Origin of the sequence: Thalassospira sp. NFXS8 (assembly GCF_040148805.1) — a bacterium.
Lineage (GTDB): Bacteria > Pseudomonadota > Alphaproteobacteria > Rhodospirillales > Thalassospiraceae > Thalassospira.
In genome coordinates this window covers 1-15537 of sequence record NZ_JAGEMF010000004.1, presented here as the reverse complement: position 1 = coordinate 15537, position 15537 = coordinate 1, and the positions used below count along the sequence as shown (strand labels likewise).

General features: G+C 54.6%; 18 protein-coding genes and 1 pseudogene. 13 read left to right on the top strand and 6 right to left on the bottom strand.

The window, feature by feature from the left end; all coding sequences use genetic code 11:
• Positions 1 to 114 precede the first annotated feature (114 nt).
• Positions 115 to 1068: an ABC transporter substrate-binding protein gene (locus J4E05_RS19000; protein WP_085595291.1), complete on the bottom strand. Its 954-nt coding sequence runs from the start codon at positions 1066 to 1068 to the stop codon at positions 115 to 117.
• A 152-nt stretch (positions 1069 to 1220) separates the two neighbouring features.
• On the opposite strand from J4E05_RS19000, the gene J4E05_RS18995 reads away from it, so the two are divergent.
• On the top strand, positions 1221 to 2222 hold the full coding sequence (locus J4E05_RS18995) for an aldose epimerase family protein (protein WP_349598919.1): 1002 nt from the start codon (positions 1221 to 1223) through the stop codon (positions 2220 to 2222).
• Here the strand turns inward: J4E05_RS18995 and J4E05_RS18990 are convergent.
• Genes J4E05_RS18990 through J4E05_RS18975 form a run of 4 tightly spaced genes read right to left on the bottom strand, consistent with a single transcriptional unit; the run spans position 2219 to position 4885 of the window.
• Positions 2219 to 2773, bottom strand: a complete 555-nt coding sequence (locus J4E05_RS18990; protein WP_349598916.1) for a DoxX family protein — start codon at positions 2771 to 2773, stop codon at positions 2219 to 2221. The genes J4E05_RS18995 and J4E05_RS18990 overlap by 4 nt on opposite strands.
• A 5-nt stretch (positions 2774 to 2778) precedes the next feature.
• The gene (locus J4E05_RS18985) at positions 2779 to 3594 is read right to left on the bottom strand and encodes an HvfC/BufC N-terminal domain-containing protein (protein WP_349598914.1); all 816 of its coding nucleotides are present in this window, start codon (positions 3592 to 3594) and stop codon (positions 2779 to 2781) included.
• On the bottom strand, positions 3591 to 4535 hold the full coding sequence (gene bufB, locus J4E05_RS18980; protein WP_349598911.1) for an MNIO family bufferin maturase: 945 nt from the start codon (positions 4533 to 4535) through the stop codon (positions 3591 to 3593). Before bufB ends, J4E05_RS18985 begins: the two co-directional genes overlap by 4 nt.
• A gap of 53 nt (positions 4536 to 4588) precedes the next feature.
• Entirely contained in the window at positions 4589 to 4885 is a 297-nt protein-coding gene (locus tag J4E05_RS18975; protein ID WP_349598908.1) for a BufA1 family periplasmic bufferin-type metallophore, read from the bottom strand.
• 553 nt (positions 4886 to 5438) lie between these two features.
• Here J4E05_RS18975 and J4E05_RS18970 point away from each other — a divergent pair.
• The 11 genes from J4E05_RS18970 to J4E05_RS18920 all read left to right on the top strand — a co-directional run bounded on the left by J4E05_RS18970 (position 5439) and on the right by J4E05_RS18920 (position 14436).
• Positions 5439 to 6485 carry an aldo/keto reductase gene (locus tag J4E05_RS18970; protein WP_349598905.1) on the top strand — a complete coding sequence of 349 codons (1047 nt, stop codon included), beginning with the start codon at positions 5439 to 5441 and terminating at the stop codon, positions 6483 to 6485.
• Between the two features lie 229 nt (positions 6486 to 6714).
• Complete coding sequence (locus J4E05_RS18965; protein ID WP_349598902.1) at positions 6715 to 8025, top strand: MFS transporter; 1311 nt, start codon at positions 6715 to 6717, stop codon at positions 8023 to 8025.
• A 445-nt stretch (positions 8026 to 8470) separates the two neighbouring features.
• Positions 8471 to 8842: a hypothetical protein gene (locus J4E05_RS18960; protein WP_349598899.1), complete on the top strand. Its 372-nt coding sequence runs from the start codon at positions 8471 to 8473 to the stop codon at positions 8840 to 8842.
• Positions 8839 to 9075 (top strand): helix-turn-helix domain-containing protein, encoded by a 237-nt coding sequence (locus J4E05_RS18955; RefSeq protein ID WP_349598896.1) that lies wholly within the window; start codon positions 8839 to 8841, stop codon positions 9073 to 9075. The genes J4E05_RS18960 and J4E05_RS18955 overlap by 4 nt, the downstream gene beginning before the upstream one ends.
• Positions 9062 to 9805, top strand: a complete 744-nt coding sequence (locus J4E05_RS18950) for a P-loop NTPase family protein (protein ID WP_349598893.1) — start codon at positions 9062 to 9064, stop codon at positions 9803 to 9805. Before J4E05_RS18955 ends, J4E05_RS18950 begins: the two co-directional genes overlap by 14 nt.
• A complete protein-coding gene (gene traM / locus J4E05_RS18945) occupies positions 9805 to 10245 on the top strand; it encodes a conjugal transfer transcriptional regulator TraM (protein ID WP_085586314.1) in 441 nt (146 codons plus the stop codon). The genes J4E05_RS18950 and traM overlap by 1 nt, the downstream gene beginning before the upstream one ends.
• 46 nt (positions 10246 to 10291) lie before the next feature.
• Complete coding sequence (locus tag J4E05_RS18940) at positions 10292 to 10609, top strand: TrbC/VirB2 family protein (RefSeq protein ID WP_349598890.1); 318 nt, start codon at positions 10292 to 10294, stop codon at positions 10607 to 10609.
• Positions 10610 to 10611: 2 nt separating this feature from the next.
• A complete protein-coding gene (locus J4E05_RS18935) occupies positions 10612 to 10914 on the top strand; it encodes a hypothetical protein (RefSeq protein WP_349598887.1) in 303 nt (100 codons plus the stop codon).
• Positions 10911 to 13295, top strand: coding sequence for a VirB4 family type IV secretion system protein (locus J4E05_RS18930; protein WP_349598884.1), 2385 nt, complete (start codon positions 10911 to 10913; stop codon positions 13293 to 13295). Before J4E05_RS18935 ends, J4E05_RS18930 begins: the two co-directional genes overlap by 4 nt.
• Positions 13277 to 13540, top strand: a complete 264-nt coding sequence (locus J4E05_RS18925; protein WP_349598881.1) for a hypothetical protein — start codon at positions 13277 to 13279, stop codon at positions 13538 to 13540. Before J4E05_RS18930 ends, J4E05_RS18925 begins: the two co-directional genes overlap by 19 nt.
• Entirely contained in the window at positions 13537 to 14436 is a 900-nt protein-coding gene (locus J4E05_RS18920) for a hypothetical protein (RefSeq protein WP_349598879.1), read from the top strand. The genes J4E05_RS18925 and J4E05_RS18920 overlap by 4 nt, the downstream gene beginning before the upstream one ends.
• A 20-nt stretch (positions 14437 to 14456) precedes the next feature.
• Here the strand turns inward: J4E05_RS18920 and J4E05_RS18915 are convergent, their stop codons facing one another.
• Positions 14457 to 14990, bottom strand: a complete 534-nt coding sequence (locus tag J4E05_RS18915; RefSeq protein WP_349598876.1) for a hypothetical protein — start codon at positions 14988 to 14990, stop codon at positions 14457 to 14459.
• Here J4E05_RS18915 and J4E05_RS18910 point away from each other — a divergent pair.
• Positions 14956 to 15537: pseudogene (locus J4E05_RS18910) on the top strand (hypothetical protein); the annotation flags it as partial. The gene J4E05_RS18915 and the pseudogene J4E05_RS18910 overlap by 35 nt on opposite strands.

Here is a 15537-nt window from a genome sequence, read left to right as displayed (position 1 = left end):
CCCTGATTTTTCGTCGCTGTTGCGCAAAAGGGCGTGTCCCCGATTTTCCAAAGGACACGCCAATATGCCAGCAATTCTGCCAGGTGTTTTTCCTGGCGCAGTTCTCAGCTGTTATCAGCTGCCGCTGCGTTTTTTGTATTCTTCAGCTGCCGTATCAGGCAGGTAAAGCGGACCATTGGCCTTGATCCATTTTGGCACGTCCTTGCCATCCATCGATGCCTTGATTGCATCAAATGCCGGGGCACCCAGATGCGGGTTCAGCTCGATCGAGGCATTGGTTTCACCATCGGCCATGGCCTTGAAAATATCAGGAACCCCGTCAATCGACACAATCAAAAGGTCCTTGCCCGGTTCCAGCCCGGCTTCCTTGATCGCCTGAACAGCCCCCAATGCCATATCGTCGTTATGGGCATAAACCGCACAAATGCCTTTACCGCCATTTTCAGCCTTCAGGAAACTTTCCATCACTTCCTTGCCGCCCGAGCGGGTAAAGTCGCCGGACTGCGACCGCAGGATTTTCATATTCGGGAAATTATCGATAATGGCCTGGAAACCTGCCTTACGATCATTGGCCGCCGACGAGCCAACGGTCCCTTGCAGTTCAACCAGATCACAAACACCATTGGTTTTTGCCGCCAGCCATGATGCGGCAAGTGCGCCTTCCTGCACAAAGTCAGACGCGACCTTGGTCAAATACAACGATTTGTCAGCCGCAACCCCGCGATCGACCAGCACCACAGGAATACCGGCATCCTTGGCTTCTTTCAAAACCTGATCCCAGCCGGTTTCAACAACCGGAGCCAGCAAAATACCGTCAACACCCTGGGCAATAAAAGACCGCACCGCCTTGATCTGGTTTTCCTGTTTTTGCTGTGCATCGGAAAACTTCAAATCAATGCCGCGTTTTTCCGCTTCGGCCTTGATCGATGCGGTTTCGGATGTGCGCCAGCCGCTTTCCGACCCGATTTGGGAAAAGCCGATAATCATTTCCGCCTGCGCTGCAACCGAAAGCCCCATGCCAATACACATCGTCGCACCGGCAAAAGCCAGTTTTTTAAGCCGTTTCATTATTTCCTCCCTGAATTGGCCTTCTCATCAAAAGCCATATAGTAATACAATATGATTGTTACCAAGACAATCACATCAGCAACCATGAATTGATACCCGTGGATTTCTGCGGTTTTATCAGGGACGAAAACCGAAAAAAGGACACAGCAATAATGCCCGGAAACACGCTTCACAGGCTCACAACCCTAGAAAATCAAAAGATTCGCGTCGGGTTTTGCAATCAGGGGGCGCGAATTATGTCTTTTTGCCTGAAAAGTGAAAAAGATGATCCCGTAAATATTGCACTGGGCTTTCCCGACGTCACAGATTACGCCAAACAGGACAGCTACATTGGCGCAACCTGCGGGCGATACGCCAACCGCATTTCCGGCGCAAGCTACACCGATTTACACAACACCAGGGTTTCGCTTGTCGCCAATGAAGGCCAAAACCTGCTGCATGGCGGCCCGGACGGATTTGACCGGCGAACCTGGATGATCATGGAAGAAACGCCAACCAGCGTGATTTATGCCCTATCCTCGCCCGATGGCGATCAGGGCTTTCCCGGCGCATTTCACACAACGGTTCGTTACGAATTGGCGGGTACCAGCCTGCGATGTGAAATTTCGGCCACCTGCGATGCGCCGACCATCGTTAACATGACCAATCATACCTACTGGAACCTATCGGGCCGGTTTGACCAAAGTGCCGCCGACCACGAATTACAAATTCATGCCGACCAATATTTACCGGTTGATGATGATTTAATTCCCTTGCCGGGCCGGGCTGATGTGGCAGGTACGGCATTTGATTTTCGAACACCCCGAACCATTCATGCCCCATCAAACACGCAAGGTGAAAAAACGGCCTATGATCATAATTTTTGCCTGGCGGGGAAACGCGGCACATTACGGAAAATCGCGACACTTTGTCATGGCGCAAGCAACCGAAAACTCAGCCTTTCCAGTACAGAAGCAGGTTTGCAGTTTTACCTGTCCAAACACTTTAACAGTACAATGACGGCGCAAAATGGCGACAAACTACACCCGCAAGCCGGCATCGCGCTGGAGCCACAAACTTTTCCGAACAGCCCCAACCGCGACGATTTCCCGGCCCCGTTCCTAAACCCGGGGGATACATACTCCCACATTATGGTTTGGCAAATTGAAAGCTAGTTGTTGCGCAACCGCGGCCATAACAAACGGTCTATGGCAAAACGCCCGCCACCGATGGCCGCCAGAACAATCAGGGGAAAAACCCACAATACCCGCTGGTCCAGAACACTTGCCGGGTCGCCGTCAAACAGCGCACCCGGCATTGCCCCATGGGCAAAAATATCGACCAGTGACTGAACAATAATAAACCCGACCATTCCCAGCGCCGCCAACCGGGTAGCACCCCCTAAAACAATCAATATCGGCAAAACAAATTCGGCCAGGGTTCCGGCAATGACAATAATGTGCCACGGAAAAAAGGCAATCGCCCCCGGATCATAGGAATGGGCTTCGGCAATGGTTGGAATAATTTGGGCAAACGCGCCCGGACCAGGCATAAAAATGCCCAATGGCCCCATGCCCGGCTTGGTCATGGCGCTGTTTAAATAATAAGGCCACAGCACAGCGGCAAAAACCAGCCGGGCGGTAAGACCTCCCAGCCAGTCATCCCAGTGTGCCTTGCCAAAGTCGCCCAAGCGATAAACCTGCGTGGTTATTTCCCTGATCGCCATTTTCGTCAAAACCCCTGGTCGCCTAGCGTAAAACCACAAAACATGCCCGATGCCAATAACCGGGCAAAAACCGGGGTTACATCAAAATCAGCATCCTGCGCCAGGGCGTATTCAAACGCTTCGCCAACACTTGCCCCGGCCAACAATTGGCTGGCAAAATTACCAGCACCACCATCAAGCAGTGTCATCTGCACCTGAAAATATGGTCGCGTAATCAATGCTGTTTCCGCGCGGTCAGGAATTGGCACCTGTCGCGCCTGCTTGCGATCCGCCTGATTGGCCTGCCACAAGGACACAATTGGAAAATTCGATGAAACCATCCGGGTTGCCGGATGTGCGCGAAAACAAAGCGAGATTAACCGGTCTTCCAGCCCCGCAAGATCCGTGGCCATCATGGCAGGGGCGTCTGCCTCATGCAGGGCCTCCAGCCATGCACGTTCAGTCCGGGCGATATCAGGGATGTAAGGCACACGGGCCACGGCATCGTTATCTGCCAAAAATGCAGCAAAACCCTGCCCATATAACGCAAGCGACGGGGAACGCTGGGGTTCGCTTCGCATATAATCGGCTGCCATGGCATAAAAAAACCGCTCACCAACCAGGGTTTTCACCACCGGATAGGCCGCCGCCAATGCCTCTTGCAAACCGCGATGCACGTTATTGCGATAAATGGCAAACCGTCTTGCCGCCCTCTCATCCAACCCCGCAGGAAACGCCGCCGGGTCCTCATCCATCAACGCGGTTGCGAAGGCCTGATGAAAACCGGCATCATTCGCTTCGCCGGTGTCATCCTCCTGCCGGTTTTGAATGCGGGCAATCATGACGCCACCCTGTGGCTTTGGTTTTCAAGCCAGTGCCGGCATTGGTCCAGTATATCGTTGGCATGGGCGGCCTCGGCGGCCAGCACTTGCCACGCGGGTACATCATTATCCCATTCGATCAGGGTGGGTTTTGCCCCCACACGCGTTATCAAACGCTGATAAAGCGCCCAAACCGGGTCTGCGACAGGGCGGGAATGGGTATCGATCAAAACATCATCGCGGGTATCGGCATCCTGTTCGTGCCCGGCCAAATGTATTTCGCCAATCAGGTCCGCGGGCAAAACATCGATATAATCATTTGCCGCAAATCCCAGGTTATGGGCACTGATGAAAATGTTATTCACATCAATCAGCAATCCACAGCCCGATTGCCGGGCCGCCTGAATAATAAAATCCGTTTCCGCCATCGAGTTTTGCGGCAACGCCAGATAGGAAGTTGGGTTTTCGATCAATATCCGACGACCAACCGCGTTTTGCACTTCATCAATTGCATCGACCAAATGGGCCAGGGCCGCAGATGTTAGCGGCGTTGGCAATAAATCAGCCAGATATTTGCCATCATGCCCCGACCACGCAATATGTTCCGACACCTGGGCGGGTTCAAACCTGTCAACCAAAGCCCGTAACGACCGCAAATGATTTTTGTCCAGCGGTTCCCCGCCGCCCAAAGACAAACCAACACCGTGCAATGATATGGGAAAGTTCTGGCGCAATTGCGTCAACATTTGCAAACGCGGCCCACCTGAAACCATATAATTTTCCGGATGAACTTCAAACCACGTTACAGGTTCGGCATTTTCAAAAACGTCGGCAATATGGTCGGCTTTAAACCCCACACCGGCCTGCGCCGGAAGGGAAGCCGCCGGTATAACATTTTTGGAAATGCGATCCTGGTCAGGGGCAATACCTGTCATCATGATGCTGTCCTTTGCTTCAGTCATGTCGTTGCCCAAAAATTCCGGCGCGCCTACAAAACGGCGCGCCGGGAAATGACTTACATCTCAGGCAGGTCACGATCGAGCTTTGTAAGGCTGCCATGGACCATACGGCCATCTGACGTGGTAAAGGACATTTCTTCACAGGTACCAGCCGGGACCAGCTTCCAGGAATTACCCTGATAATCAACCTTCGAGGTACCGGCACATGTGGTACCCGGGCCAGCGGCACATTCATTCTGACCTGCCATGGAAACGCCAAAGCATTTTTCCTGGCCATCTGCGGCGGAAGCATGGGTTGCGGCCATGGTCAGACCGGCTGAAAGTGCTGCTGCCAAAACAAGTGCGTTTTTCATTTCTGTTTTCCCTTTGGTGAAAATTCCCGATTTTTCATGTCGCCGCGTTCTTTCCAATTCGCGGCGACCCTCATTTGATAGCAACCGCAACGCGCCTCGTCATTGCAACTCCTGCACACAAGCCATCAACAGGGTGTGATGATTAATCCTTTTCAAATCACGCCCATGTGAGAATTCCCGGCTATATTTTCAGTTGCTTTTCCACCTTTTGTCGTTCGTTGCGACATTTCAAATCGCCCAAAATATCAACCTATGGTTATTCATCGGGTTTGACAAAGATCGCACAACCAGGCTTTTGCAACTGACCGCATGGCGTCCGTCAAAATCGGCCTGAGCACTGAAAATAATGGAATAATCGTTTTATAACTGCCCGTAAAAATCAGGCATCCAACTGCCAATACCTCATCGCCATATAGGCGAATGCTCTCTCTTCCTTGTCACCAAAACGAAGAAAGAAAAATTCGCTTGACCTTTAAATGTTAATCATCATTTATAATAGTTAAATTATTACCATCATTTAACGGCATGGCGTTGCCGTCTGAAAGGCTCACAAATGCGTTATCATCTGCTTGGCTCTCATACCGGTTTACGGGTATCTGAACTGGTTTTAGGAACGGGAACGTTTGGCACACGGTGGGGGCATGGTGCCAGTTTTGACGAAGCAGGTCGTATTTTGGCCCGTTATCTTGATGCGGGCGGTAATTTTATCGACACGGCGGATTCGTATCAATTTGGTGAATCCGAAGAATGGTTGGGACGCCTGATCGGCAAAAATCGCCCGGAATTGATTTTGGCAACCAAATATACAATGGGTGCCGCCCCGCAAAGCACCCTTGCAGGCAGTGGCAACAGCCGCAAAAATATGATTGCATCCGTTGATGCCAGCCTGAAACGTCTTAATACCGATTACATAGACCTTTATTGGGTACATTTCAGCGACGGCATGACACCCGGCGATGAAATTTTGCGAGGTCTGGATGACCTTTCCCGGGCGGGTAAAATTCTGTATGCAGGCCTGTCGGACTTTCCGGCATGGCGGGTGTCGCGTATGGCAACCCTGGCCGAATTACGCAACCAGTTACCGATAGCCGCCCTTCAGGTTGAACACAGCCTGGTTCAACGCACAACCGAACATGACTTGCTGCCGATGGCCAATGCCCTGGGTCTTGGCGTTGTGGCATGGTCGCCCCTAGGCGGCGGCATGTTGACCGGAAAATATCGCACTGGCGATACCGGGCGCGCACAGGGATTGGGTGGAAAAGTCTTTCAGGCCGAAAACAGCCCCCAACGCACCGCCATTCTCGATACAGTCATCGCCATTGCCACAGAACATGGCGCAACCCCCGGACAGGTAGCCATTGCCTGGGTTGCGGCCAGGGGGCCCTTGCCCATCATTGGCCCGCGCACGGTTTCCCAGCTTGTCGATAATCTTGCTGCCCTTGATCTGGTGCTCTCTACCGACGACCTTGGCCGCCTTGATGCCGTCAGCGCGCTTGACCCGATATTTCCCCACAGCCTGAACAATGCACAAGAAAACCGCAATCGCGTTTCAGGCGGCATGTTCGACCATATCAATCTCCCCATACGCCCGGCTGCCTAATACCAATGATCGATGTGAAGAACTACCGACAATTGGGCAGGCACAACTGACCATGCGGCCAGTGCCGCGAAAGGCAAGGCCCTCGTCACGCCCGCCTGCCTGCCCGCCGGTCGATTAAGGGACTTGTCAATCAGGCTCGATCAACAGGCTTTGGTATCCCCCCAACATCACCTTTCAAAATCAGCCCGGCACATAAAATCCACCGTGCCGGGCCAGCAGGATTTTTCCTATGCTCGCGCATTTTCTTTCCATCCGTCTTGGCCAGCGCAACATTCATTATGGCTGGGTCATGGCTGCGGTCACCTTTTTAACCATGCTGGGCACGGCAGGTGCTGTTGGCGCACCGGGCGTTTTTATTGTGCCGCTTGAAAAACAGTTTGGCTGGGATGCGGCCGAAATATCCTCTGCCCTTGCCATCCGGTTTGCCCTGTTTGGCATGATGGGGCCATTTGCCGCCGCCTTCATGAACCGCTTTGGCGTGCGGCAGGTGGTAATGGCGTCCCTGTTTATTGTTCTGACCGGCCTTCTTTTATCGCTGGCAATGACCCGGCTTTGGCAACTGGTTGTATTATGGGGCATTGTTATTGGCCTTGGTACCGGGCTTACAGCCATTGTTTTAGGGGCAACCGTTGCCACTCGATGGTTCCATGCCCGGCGCGGGCTGGTCGTAGGTTTGCTAACAGCAAGCTCTGCCACCGGCCAACTGGTATTTTTGCCCATATTGGCCCGCGTGACCGACCAATATGGCTGGCAAACAGCCTTGGCACTTATATGCTGTTTTCTGGGGTTCGTTGCTTTTGTCGTATGGTTGCTGATGCATAACCACCCGGCAGATGTTAATTTGCCGCCCTATGGGGCCGATGGCATAATCCATGTTCCGGCACAAAAAAGCAGCTTTGGCCAACTTTTCCTCGCCCCGCTTGTCGTCCTGCGTGATGCCGCCAAACACAAGGCCTTTTGGGTTTTGTTTGTCAGTTTCTTTATTTGCGGTGCCAGCACAAACGGACTGATCCAAACCCACTTCATTGCCTTGTGTGGGGATTACAGCATTGCCGCGGTTGCCGCCGCCAGCATGCTGGCCATGATGGGTATTTTCGATTTTGTCGGCACCATCGGTTCGGGCTGGTTATCTGACCGTTTCGACAGCCGCAAATTGCTATTTGCCTACTATGCTTTACGCGGTCTGTCGCTGGTTTACCTGCCGTTTTCCGACTTCACCTTATATGGCTTGTCTATTTTCGCTGTGTTCTATGGCCTGGACTGGATCGCCACCGTTCCGCCAACAGTTAAACTGGTCGCACAGAATTTTGACGGGGCCAAAACCAACATTGTTTTTGGCTGGATTTTCGCAGGGCACCAACTCGGCGCAGCCGCAGCAGCTTTTGGCGGCGGACTTAGCCGAACAACCTATAACAGCTACCTGCCTGCTTTCTTTACCGCAGCTATCCTGTGCATCGCCGCCGCATTTCTGGTTTTACTCCTCCGACCAACCGGCGAGAAGGCGAAACTCCAAAAACTGGCAACATCCGTTTCCCGTTAATCGCCGTTCACACACAAAGCACTCACAACGTACAAAATGCCATCACTGCATGCGGCACAGGACTAAGGGCGTTTTCATTCAGCCCCCTTAATACCTGGTTCAAAATCGTAATGTATGTGTGGGCAGTTCCGCAATCTGCGCGCGGCTTTGCCGTGCTCGACCTTCGAGCTAAAAAGGTGCCACCGGCACCTTTTCTTAATGCTCTCAGCCTTCACGTTATGAGAAGACCCATAACCAAAGAAAGTCATCAGTTCAAAGCAGACACCTGAATAAATAAAAAGCCCCACCATCCGAAGATGGCAGGGCTTTTTATTGGTTGCGGGGGCATACCTGATTACCCAATTCTTTTCCCCGAGGGACATCCTTCATGGCGTCCCCGGTGACGAATTGAGACCATACATTTCCGATCCTTGTCAAGTCGTTAACGACGAGATGGGGGTCTGCAATGCCAGCCGAATGGGGTCAGGCAAAAATCGAAATTCTCGCCCTGCAAGAGGAGATTCTTGCAGAGATCGAGAAGGGTATTTCCACCCGACAAATCTTTGAAACTTTAACCGCTGCGCAGCGGATTACCATTTCACGCCGGTCGTTTTACCGCCGCGTGAAACTGCTGCGTGCCGAGCGCGCTGCTCCCAAAACCCGGGCACTTGTCAAACCACAAGCCCGGTCCCTTCCTGCGACCAATCCGGCACATCGGCCAAACGTTCCTCAACCCGCCAGTTCCTTGCCCACGCTCAAGGAAAAAGAACAGGTCGTGTTTGATCGCCTGTGGGATGGCGAAGATGCGCCCTCCGATGATGAGGAGGATGCACAATGAGCCCGTGGCAAGCCGACTATCTCACCCTTCACACCCGCCTGCGACAAGCCCGCCTCGACAAAGGTCTGACCCAAACCGGGGCCGGCCATTGCATCGGCATGTCTGAACGCAGCTATCGCGATTTTGAAGCAGGCCGGATCGATCTTCCCGCCGCCCATGTCTTTCGCCTCGCCCATGAGCTGGGCCTCAAAATTATCATTTCAGATGGAGTTATCGCCGATGGCGTTGATTAATCTCACCCTTCAGGGCAAGGGCGGGGTCGGCAAGTCGTTTGTCGCCAGCCTTCTCGCACAGCATTACCTCAAACGCGACATCCCGCTGGCCTGCTTTGACACCGACCCGATAAACCAGACCTTTGCCGGATACAAGGCCTTTCCCGTCGAGACCATCCGCCTTGGCGAACGCCCCGACGAGATCAATCCGCGTTATTTTGACGCCCTGATCGAACAGATCATGGCCGGCCCCGATGACGGCATTGTCGTGATCGACAATGGCGCGTCCACCTTCCTGCCCCTGCTCGGCTACATGGTCGAAGCCCAGGCATTGCAAATGCTCGCCGATGCCGGGCACGAAGTGCGCCTCCATACCGTGCTGACCGGCGGACAGGCGCTTAACGACACCATGGAGGGCCTGCACCACGTCTTGCAAAGCGTGCCCGATATTCCCGTCGTTGTCTGGCTCAACGAGTATTTCGGGCGGATCGAACGCAAGGATGCCTCGGGCGAGGTCCGAAGCTTCGAACATTCCGGCCTTTATAAAAAGAACAAGGACCGCATTCACGCGCTGGTGCGCCTGCCCGAGGTTCGCAAGGAAACCTTTGGCCATGACATCGAGCAGATGATGCGCGCCCGTCTGACCTTCGACGAGGCAGCATCTCATCCCGAGTTCCAGCTGATGTCGCGCCAGCGCCTGAAGATGACCTGGCGCAGCATCGGGGCGGAAATGGAACAGAGGGTACTGTGATGGCAGGGCTTCTGGACGATACCCCGCCGCCACCCGTCACAATGGACAGTGTTGAGGAGCTGCGCACCTATTTGTGGCAGCAACACCAGATCACGGTCGATGCCGATGATCCGGTACTGCTGGTCCATACCATCCTGCGCCTGTCGCTCGACGAACAGCGCCGGATCAATGACCAGTATAACCGCGCCCTTTCCCAGACCGTTCGCGATGCCTCACAGGATTTCACGAAAGATGTACTGGCCGCCATTGAAGCCTTCAAGGCCGAGGCGCTGGGCGATGTCGTGCGCGAACGCATCAAAACCATGAATGAAACGGCAGAGATGGCGGAAGACGCCATCCGCCAGTTCTCCCGCCTGCTGCGCACCCAGAAGATCCTGACCACGCTCAACATCATCGCCGTCGTCTTCGTCGTCGGTGTGCTCAGTGCCCTGACCCTGTGAACCCGCATTTATTCCGATTTGAACCCGACTTCATTCCGAGGAAACCATGACCAAAAACAAATTGTCCCTGTGCCTGCTGGTTGCCGTGGCAACCCTTATTCTCACCGAGCCCGCCTTTGCCCAGGCGGCCTCCACGTCTGCCTCCAGTGACTGGTACGAACCTATCGTCAGCCTGTTTGAAACTGTTCAGACCGGTGTCGGCAAGATCGGCACCATCGTGATCGGTGTCGGTGTCATGTTTCTTGGCATCTGGGCCGGGTTCACTGGCCGGATGGATTGGATCAGAGCTGGCATGATCATCTTCGGCGGTGTCCTTGTTACGTCCGGCCCCGCAATTGCCAGCCGTCTGTTTGGCGGGTCCTGATCATGAAAGCTGGCAGCGCCGTTCTCACCCGCATTCAAAATCAGATGACCATGTTTGGCCTGCCCGTACCGCTGATGATGCTCAGTATCGTGGTCGGCGCGATAGGCCTGGTTGTGATGGTCATCCTTGAAATCTTTTGGCTGATGCTCCCGACAATGGTTCTGGGCATTGCCGGGGCCTGGATGTTCTTCATCCGCAAGACCAAGGACAACATGCACTTTGACCGGGAACTGTCGCTGCCGCCCCGCTTCTGGCGGGCAGGCCGCCACAACCGGTTGCTCAATGCCGGGAGGAAACAGAAATGATCTGGCCTTCCGTCCTTGCCACCTCTCTTGTCGCCACCATGGCCGGGGGCCTTGTCGTCCCCGCCAGCCGCCGCCTGCTGCTCGGTGATGTCAAATATGACTGGTTACAGGACCAGCTTGAGCTTGACTGCATCGAAAGCGATGCCGCCACCATCCGCGGCAAGGATAACAGCCTGTCGCGTGTCTTTCGCTTTCTCGGCACGTCCTATGACGCCAAGATCGAAGCCGAACAGGAAAACCTGCTGCAAGCCCGCTCCATCCTGGTTCACAAGCTCGGCCAGTTGGGCCTGAGCCTGCGCTGGTTTGGCCTCAAGCGCAAACGCGCGATCAATGCCCGGGCGACATGGCCGAATGCCCCCTTGCAGGAAGTCGGTGACGCCGAAGCAAAGCAGTTTCGCTCCAGCTATTTTATCGACTGGTATCTGGTGATTACCGGCACTTCGATGCCCGCCCTGAATGAAGCCACCGACATCATCGATGCCGATGGGGCAAAATACGGGGTTGATCTGCTGGCCAAAGCCCCCGAGGGCCAAAACTGTGATCTGACCGGGTTTTTAAACGGCATTGTCTGCGGCGAATATCGCCACGATCTCGGCCCGATCCCGCAAGACATCTCGGGCGGCCTGCCCGCGTCTGATCTGAACTTTCACAAGGATAACGGGGTGATCCGCAGTTTCACCCCGACCGAGAAACTGCAAAAGGTGATTACGGTCGCCAAATGGCCGGGCACGGTGACGGGCCAGATCATTAACGACATCATGACACTCGATGGCGAGATCGAGATTTGTCAGATCTGCGATCCCTTTGATCAACACAAGGCCCTGCTTTATCTCACGCGCCGTCTCAGTGGCGAACAAAGTGCCCTGTTTGGCAATGCCGAAGCCGCCGCCGAAACCGATGCCCTGATCGCCATGATCAATCAGGGGGATGCCACCCTGTTTGCGACGCAATTCCAGATCATTGCCCGGGCAGATACATCGGTCAAACTTGATGCCCTGATCCGCAAGATCACCCGGCGGCTGTCAAATCGCCAGATCCTTTATCATGTCCAGGTACGTGGTGCGCCGGTCTGCTGGTTTAACCGCATTCCGGCCCGATCCCGCGCCAGGCTGATCCCGGGCGGGCGCTTCATGTCCTCGCTCGAACTGCGCAGCGAGAATATTGCCGCCCTGTGGGCGATGCAGCATTCGGCCACCGGTCTCACCGAAAGCCCGCTCGGCCCAGCCCCGTTGCGCTGGTTTACCACGACCAGTGGTCAGGCCTATGCGGCAAACTTCCATGTCACCAACAAGCCCAAGACACTGGCCAACTTTCTCGTCTTTGCCCCGGCAGGCAGCGGTAAATCAACACTGCTGATGCATCTTCTCAGCGGGGCGTCAAAGTTTGATCGCATCCGCTCCTTTATCTTTGATTCCAAGGAAGGCTCGCGCTTCATGGTCGAGGCACTCGGCGGGCTCTATCAGCCCTATGAGAAGCTGGCCTTAAACCCGCTGGATGTCGGGGAAGACAATCCGGCCAATCGCGAACGCATCAATTTCATTCTCAAGGCCATGGCCGGGATTGAACTGGCCCCGGATGATCGCGAGGCCCTGTCGCATGCGATTGATCTGGCCTTTCAGATTGATCCGCCCAACCGCACACTTAATGCCCTGTTTCCCTATGCCTTTGCCAAACGCTCCGAACTGCGCCGGGCGTTTGCGCAATGGGTGATCGACGACAAGGGCAATGCCGGGCTGCGCAGCCACATCATGAATGCCCCCCATGACAGTCTGGGCGGCATGCTCAACCAGTCGCACATGGTCGGCATCAATATGAACGAGGCATTGAAAGACCCGTCGCTGGGTGCGCCGATTGTGGGCCATATCGCCGAGACCATTGCCAAATCGGTCGCACCGAACTTGCGCGGTTTCATCATCCTGATCGAAGAGGCGGCCAATTTGCTGCGCAATCCCGGTTTTTGCGATCTGGCTGCCGAGATGTACCGGGAATATCGCAAGCTCAACGGCATTGTCGGCATGATTTTCCAGGACCCGGCAGCACTGGTCAAAAGCGGCAAGGCGGAAGCCTTTATCGAAAACACCGCCGTGTTCATCTTCTTTCCCAATTCCAAGATCGATGACGAAAGCCTGGAACCCTTCAATCTCAATGACGAGCAAAAGGCCTTTGTGAAGGGCCGCACGCGCTCGGAAGAGTTCAATGACCGCAGGGTTCTGATCATCAAGCGCGACGAAGTCAGTGGCTATGAAGAAAGCGCCATTCTCAATGTCGACCTTTCGCCGCTGGGCGATCCGCTGCGCTTTTACCGCTCCGGTCCTGACGAAAACAAACTGATGGAAACCTTGCAAAGCAAATGGGGGGACGCATGGCGCAACCACCTTTGAGCTCTGCCCCGGGGCGGTTCACAGCCCCACGGCAGAACAAAACCCTGATCGCATCCTCAATCACAGCATCCCGGGATGATCTTCTGTTTCTGATCGTCACACTGGCCGGGTTGGTCCTGACCGCCGGGCTTCTGGTCATGGCACCGGTTGCCGGGCTGATCCTGGTAAGCCTGCAATGTCTCGCAAGCCTGTTGCTGGTTCTGCGCGCTGTTCTTGTCTGCCGTTTGAAACGGGGGATGAAATGAACAAAAAACATCTGCGCATCCTTGCCGTTGCCGGGCTGCTCACCCTGACCAGCCTGCCCGCTTCGGCCACCTATCCGGTGTTTGACGCCACCTCGTTTGTCAAGATCACCGAACAGTTCAACAAGCTGCAACAGCAGTTTGACGAGCTGATGAAACAGACAGACCTGCTCGGCAAGATCAGCAAGACCGCCCAGGACCAGATCAATGCCATTGGCAAGCTCGGCCAGGTCGCGGTGCCCATTCTCAACCTTGCCAAGCTCGGCCAGCAGATCAATCGCGACATCTCCTGTTTGCTGCCCGATTTCTCCAAGCTGATGCCCGGGATCAATCTTGATGATGTTGACTGGAAAAGCATCTGTGCCCGGCGGTTCTTCTATAACTCCACCCTGTGGTTTGATCCCAGGGACCCGGAAAGCTGGAAGTTTGGTGAAGAAGGCAGCCCGGATGACTGGGCGATGCCGGAAGGCGGGAGCTGGGGCGGCAGTTCGGGCGGCTCGGGGGGAGACGGCAATGCGCCGAACTGGAAAAACCCCGACAGCCCGGCAGAACAGCGGCTTTATTTTGCAGCAAGGGCGGCAGCGCGCAAGGCGACCGAAGAACGCCGGGCGAAAATGGCGCGTGAGGCGGTTAATACCGGGCTGGCGCAAGCAGATCGCACCTCGACCGAACTGGCCGAGATCAATCAGGACATTATCGAAGAGCTGGAATCACAAGGCGAACAAGCGGGCGATCTTAAAACCTTCATCGCCACCCTGCTGAAAGCGGAACTGCATCAAAGCCGCATCCAGGTGCAGCAACAGCAGCAAATGGCGCAGCTGATCCGCATTCAGGCCAACATGCTGTTGCAGTTCCGTCCCTCCGGGGATGGCGGTGAGCAGGAAGGAGGCGATGAATGAGGATCGCCTCTTTGAATAACTTACTGATTGGCCAGTTTTTTCTGCCACCGAGCATATTTTTCGGCGTCAGCTTCAGCTTGTTCATTGGTACGCCAGTCCGGCAAGCCATTGCATTGATGTTTAAAAATATCATCCCGACGAGCCCAAGCGCACATTTGGCGATCTTCGTCGGCTTGATTAATCCCAGCAACAGACCCTGCGGCATATTGATCACTGGCGACCTTCACCCAGACTTTGGATTGAGCAATCCAGAGATCGTAACCCTGCATGATTTCGGTGGCGTCGTCACGATCCTTAATCGCGTCACGCATCTGCGAAACAGTGCCCGTCAACAGACCGGCATCAAAAGCCGCCTTGGCCACCGGGAAGACACGGTTCCATTCGGCCCAGAACTGATCGCGGGTCTGAAGCTGGTTCCACATCCGTTCAGCATAGCCGTAATCAAAAAAATCGCCCTGCTTCGCACATGTGTTGCAGGCCGCCTGTGCTGGGGCACTAAACAGCAGGAGGGCCAGCACGATGGAATTTGAAAATAAGCCAATAGAAACAGCCATTCGCTGTTTCATGTGCGAACCGATGCAGCGGTATCTGGATGCAGCTGCCGGATATACCGATGCTTTAAGCAAGGTGCTGACCACGCCGATGGTGGTCATCTTTGGGTCTGTCGTCGCCATTTGGTTTATCGTCCACGGTATCAAAATGGTGATGGCAAAGTCCGATCTGATCGGATTCTCGCATGAGTTGTTCTTCATCACAATAGGCGCGGGCCTTTTATCGGGCCAGGGCGCGATACTTGTCAATCTGATCTATAACACCTCGCTTGCCACAATGGGCGGGGCCGCAAGCGTCGTGCTGAAAGCAGCGTCCACGGCAGGCGGCGAAATCAATGGCCTAATAAGAGATGCCTCTGCTGACTACAACGGTATGACCCAACTGGTTTATGTCGCGGAAATCGGCTTTCGCGCGGTCATTCGGATGGCATTTGAAGTCTGGTCTGAATTCTCGCTCGGCAATCTGATGGCCGGGGTTTATGGCGTCCTGATCGCCATTCCCTGGCTGCTTCTGATGGTGATTTATTTCAGCCAGATCGCAGTCAGCATT

Bases quoted from the DNA above. Each gene is read 5' to 3' on its own strand.
- J4E05_RS19000 (WP_085595291.1), bottom strand. From the start codon at position 1,068: ATGAAACGGCTTAAAAAACTGGCTTTTGCCGGTGCGACGATGTGTATT.
- J4E05_RS18995 (WP_349598919.1), top strand. From the start codon at position 1,221: ATGCCCGGAAACACGCTTCACAGGCTCACAACCCTAGAAAATCAAAAG.
- J4E05_RS18990 (WP_349598916.1), bottom strand. From the start codon at position 2,773: ATGGCGATCAGGGAAATAACCACGCAGGTTTATCGCTTGGGCGACTTT.
- J4E05_RS18985 (WP_349598914.1), bottom strand. From the start codon at position 3,594: ATGATTGCCCGCATTCAAAACCGGCAGGAGGATGACACCGGCGAAGCG.
- bufB (WP_349598911.1), bottom strand. From the start codon at position 4,535: ATGACTGAAGCAAAGGACAGCATCATGATGACAGGTATTGCCCCTGAC.
- J4E05_RS18975 (WP_349598908.1), bottom strand. From the start codon at position 4,885: ATGAAAAACGCACTTGTTTTGGCAGCAGCACTTTCAGCCGGTCTGACC.
- J4E05_RS18970 (WP_349598905.1), top strand. From the start codon at position 5,439: ATGCGTTATCATCTGCTTGGCTCTCATACCGGTTTACGGGTATCTGAA.
- J4E05_RS18965 (WP_349598902.1), top strand. From the start codon at position 6,715: ATGCTCGCGCATTTTCTTTCCATCCGTCTTGGCCAGCGCAACATTCAT.
- J4E05_RS18960 (WP_349598899.1), top strand. From the start codon at position 8,471: ATGCCAGCCGAATGGGGTCAGGCAAAAATCGAAATTCTCGCCCTGCAA.
- J4E05_RS18955 (WP_349598896.1), top strand. From the start codon at position 8,839: ATGAGCCCGTGGCAAGCCGACTATCTCACCCTTCACACCCGCCTGCGA.
- J4E05_RS18950 (WP_349598893.1), top strand. From the start codon at position 9,062: ATGGCGTTGATTAATCTCACCCTTCAGGGCAAGGGCGGGGTCGGCAAG.
- traM (WP_085586314.1), top strand. From the start codon at position 9,805: ATGGCAGGGCTTCTGGACGATACCCCGCCGCCACCCGTCACAATGGAC.
- J4E05_RS18940 (WP_349598890.1), top strand. From the start codon at position 10,292: ATGACCAAAAACAAATTGTCCCTGTGCCTGCTGGTTGCCGTGGCAACC.
- J4E05_RS18935 (WP_349598887.1), top strand. From the start codon at position 10,612: ATGAAAGCTGGCAGCGCCGTTCTCACCCGCATTCAAAATCAGATGACC.
- J4E05_RS18930 (WP_349598884.1), top strand. From the start codon at position 10,911: ATGATCTGGCCTTCCGTCCTTGCCACCTCTCTTGTCGCCACCATGGCC.
- J4E05_RS18925 (WP_349598881.1), top strand. From the start codon at position 13,277: ATGGCGCAACCACCTTTGAGCTCTGCCCCGGGGCGGTTCACAGCCCCA.
- J4E05_RS18920 (WP_349598879.1), top strand. From the start codon at position 13,537: ATGAACAAAAAACATCTGCGCATCCTTGCCGTTGCCGGGCTGCTCACC.
- J4E05_RS18915 (WP_349598876.1), bottom strand. From the start codon at position 14,990: ATGGCTGTTTCTATTGGCTTATTTTCAAATTCCATCGTGCTGGCCCTC.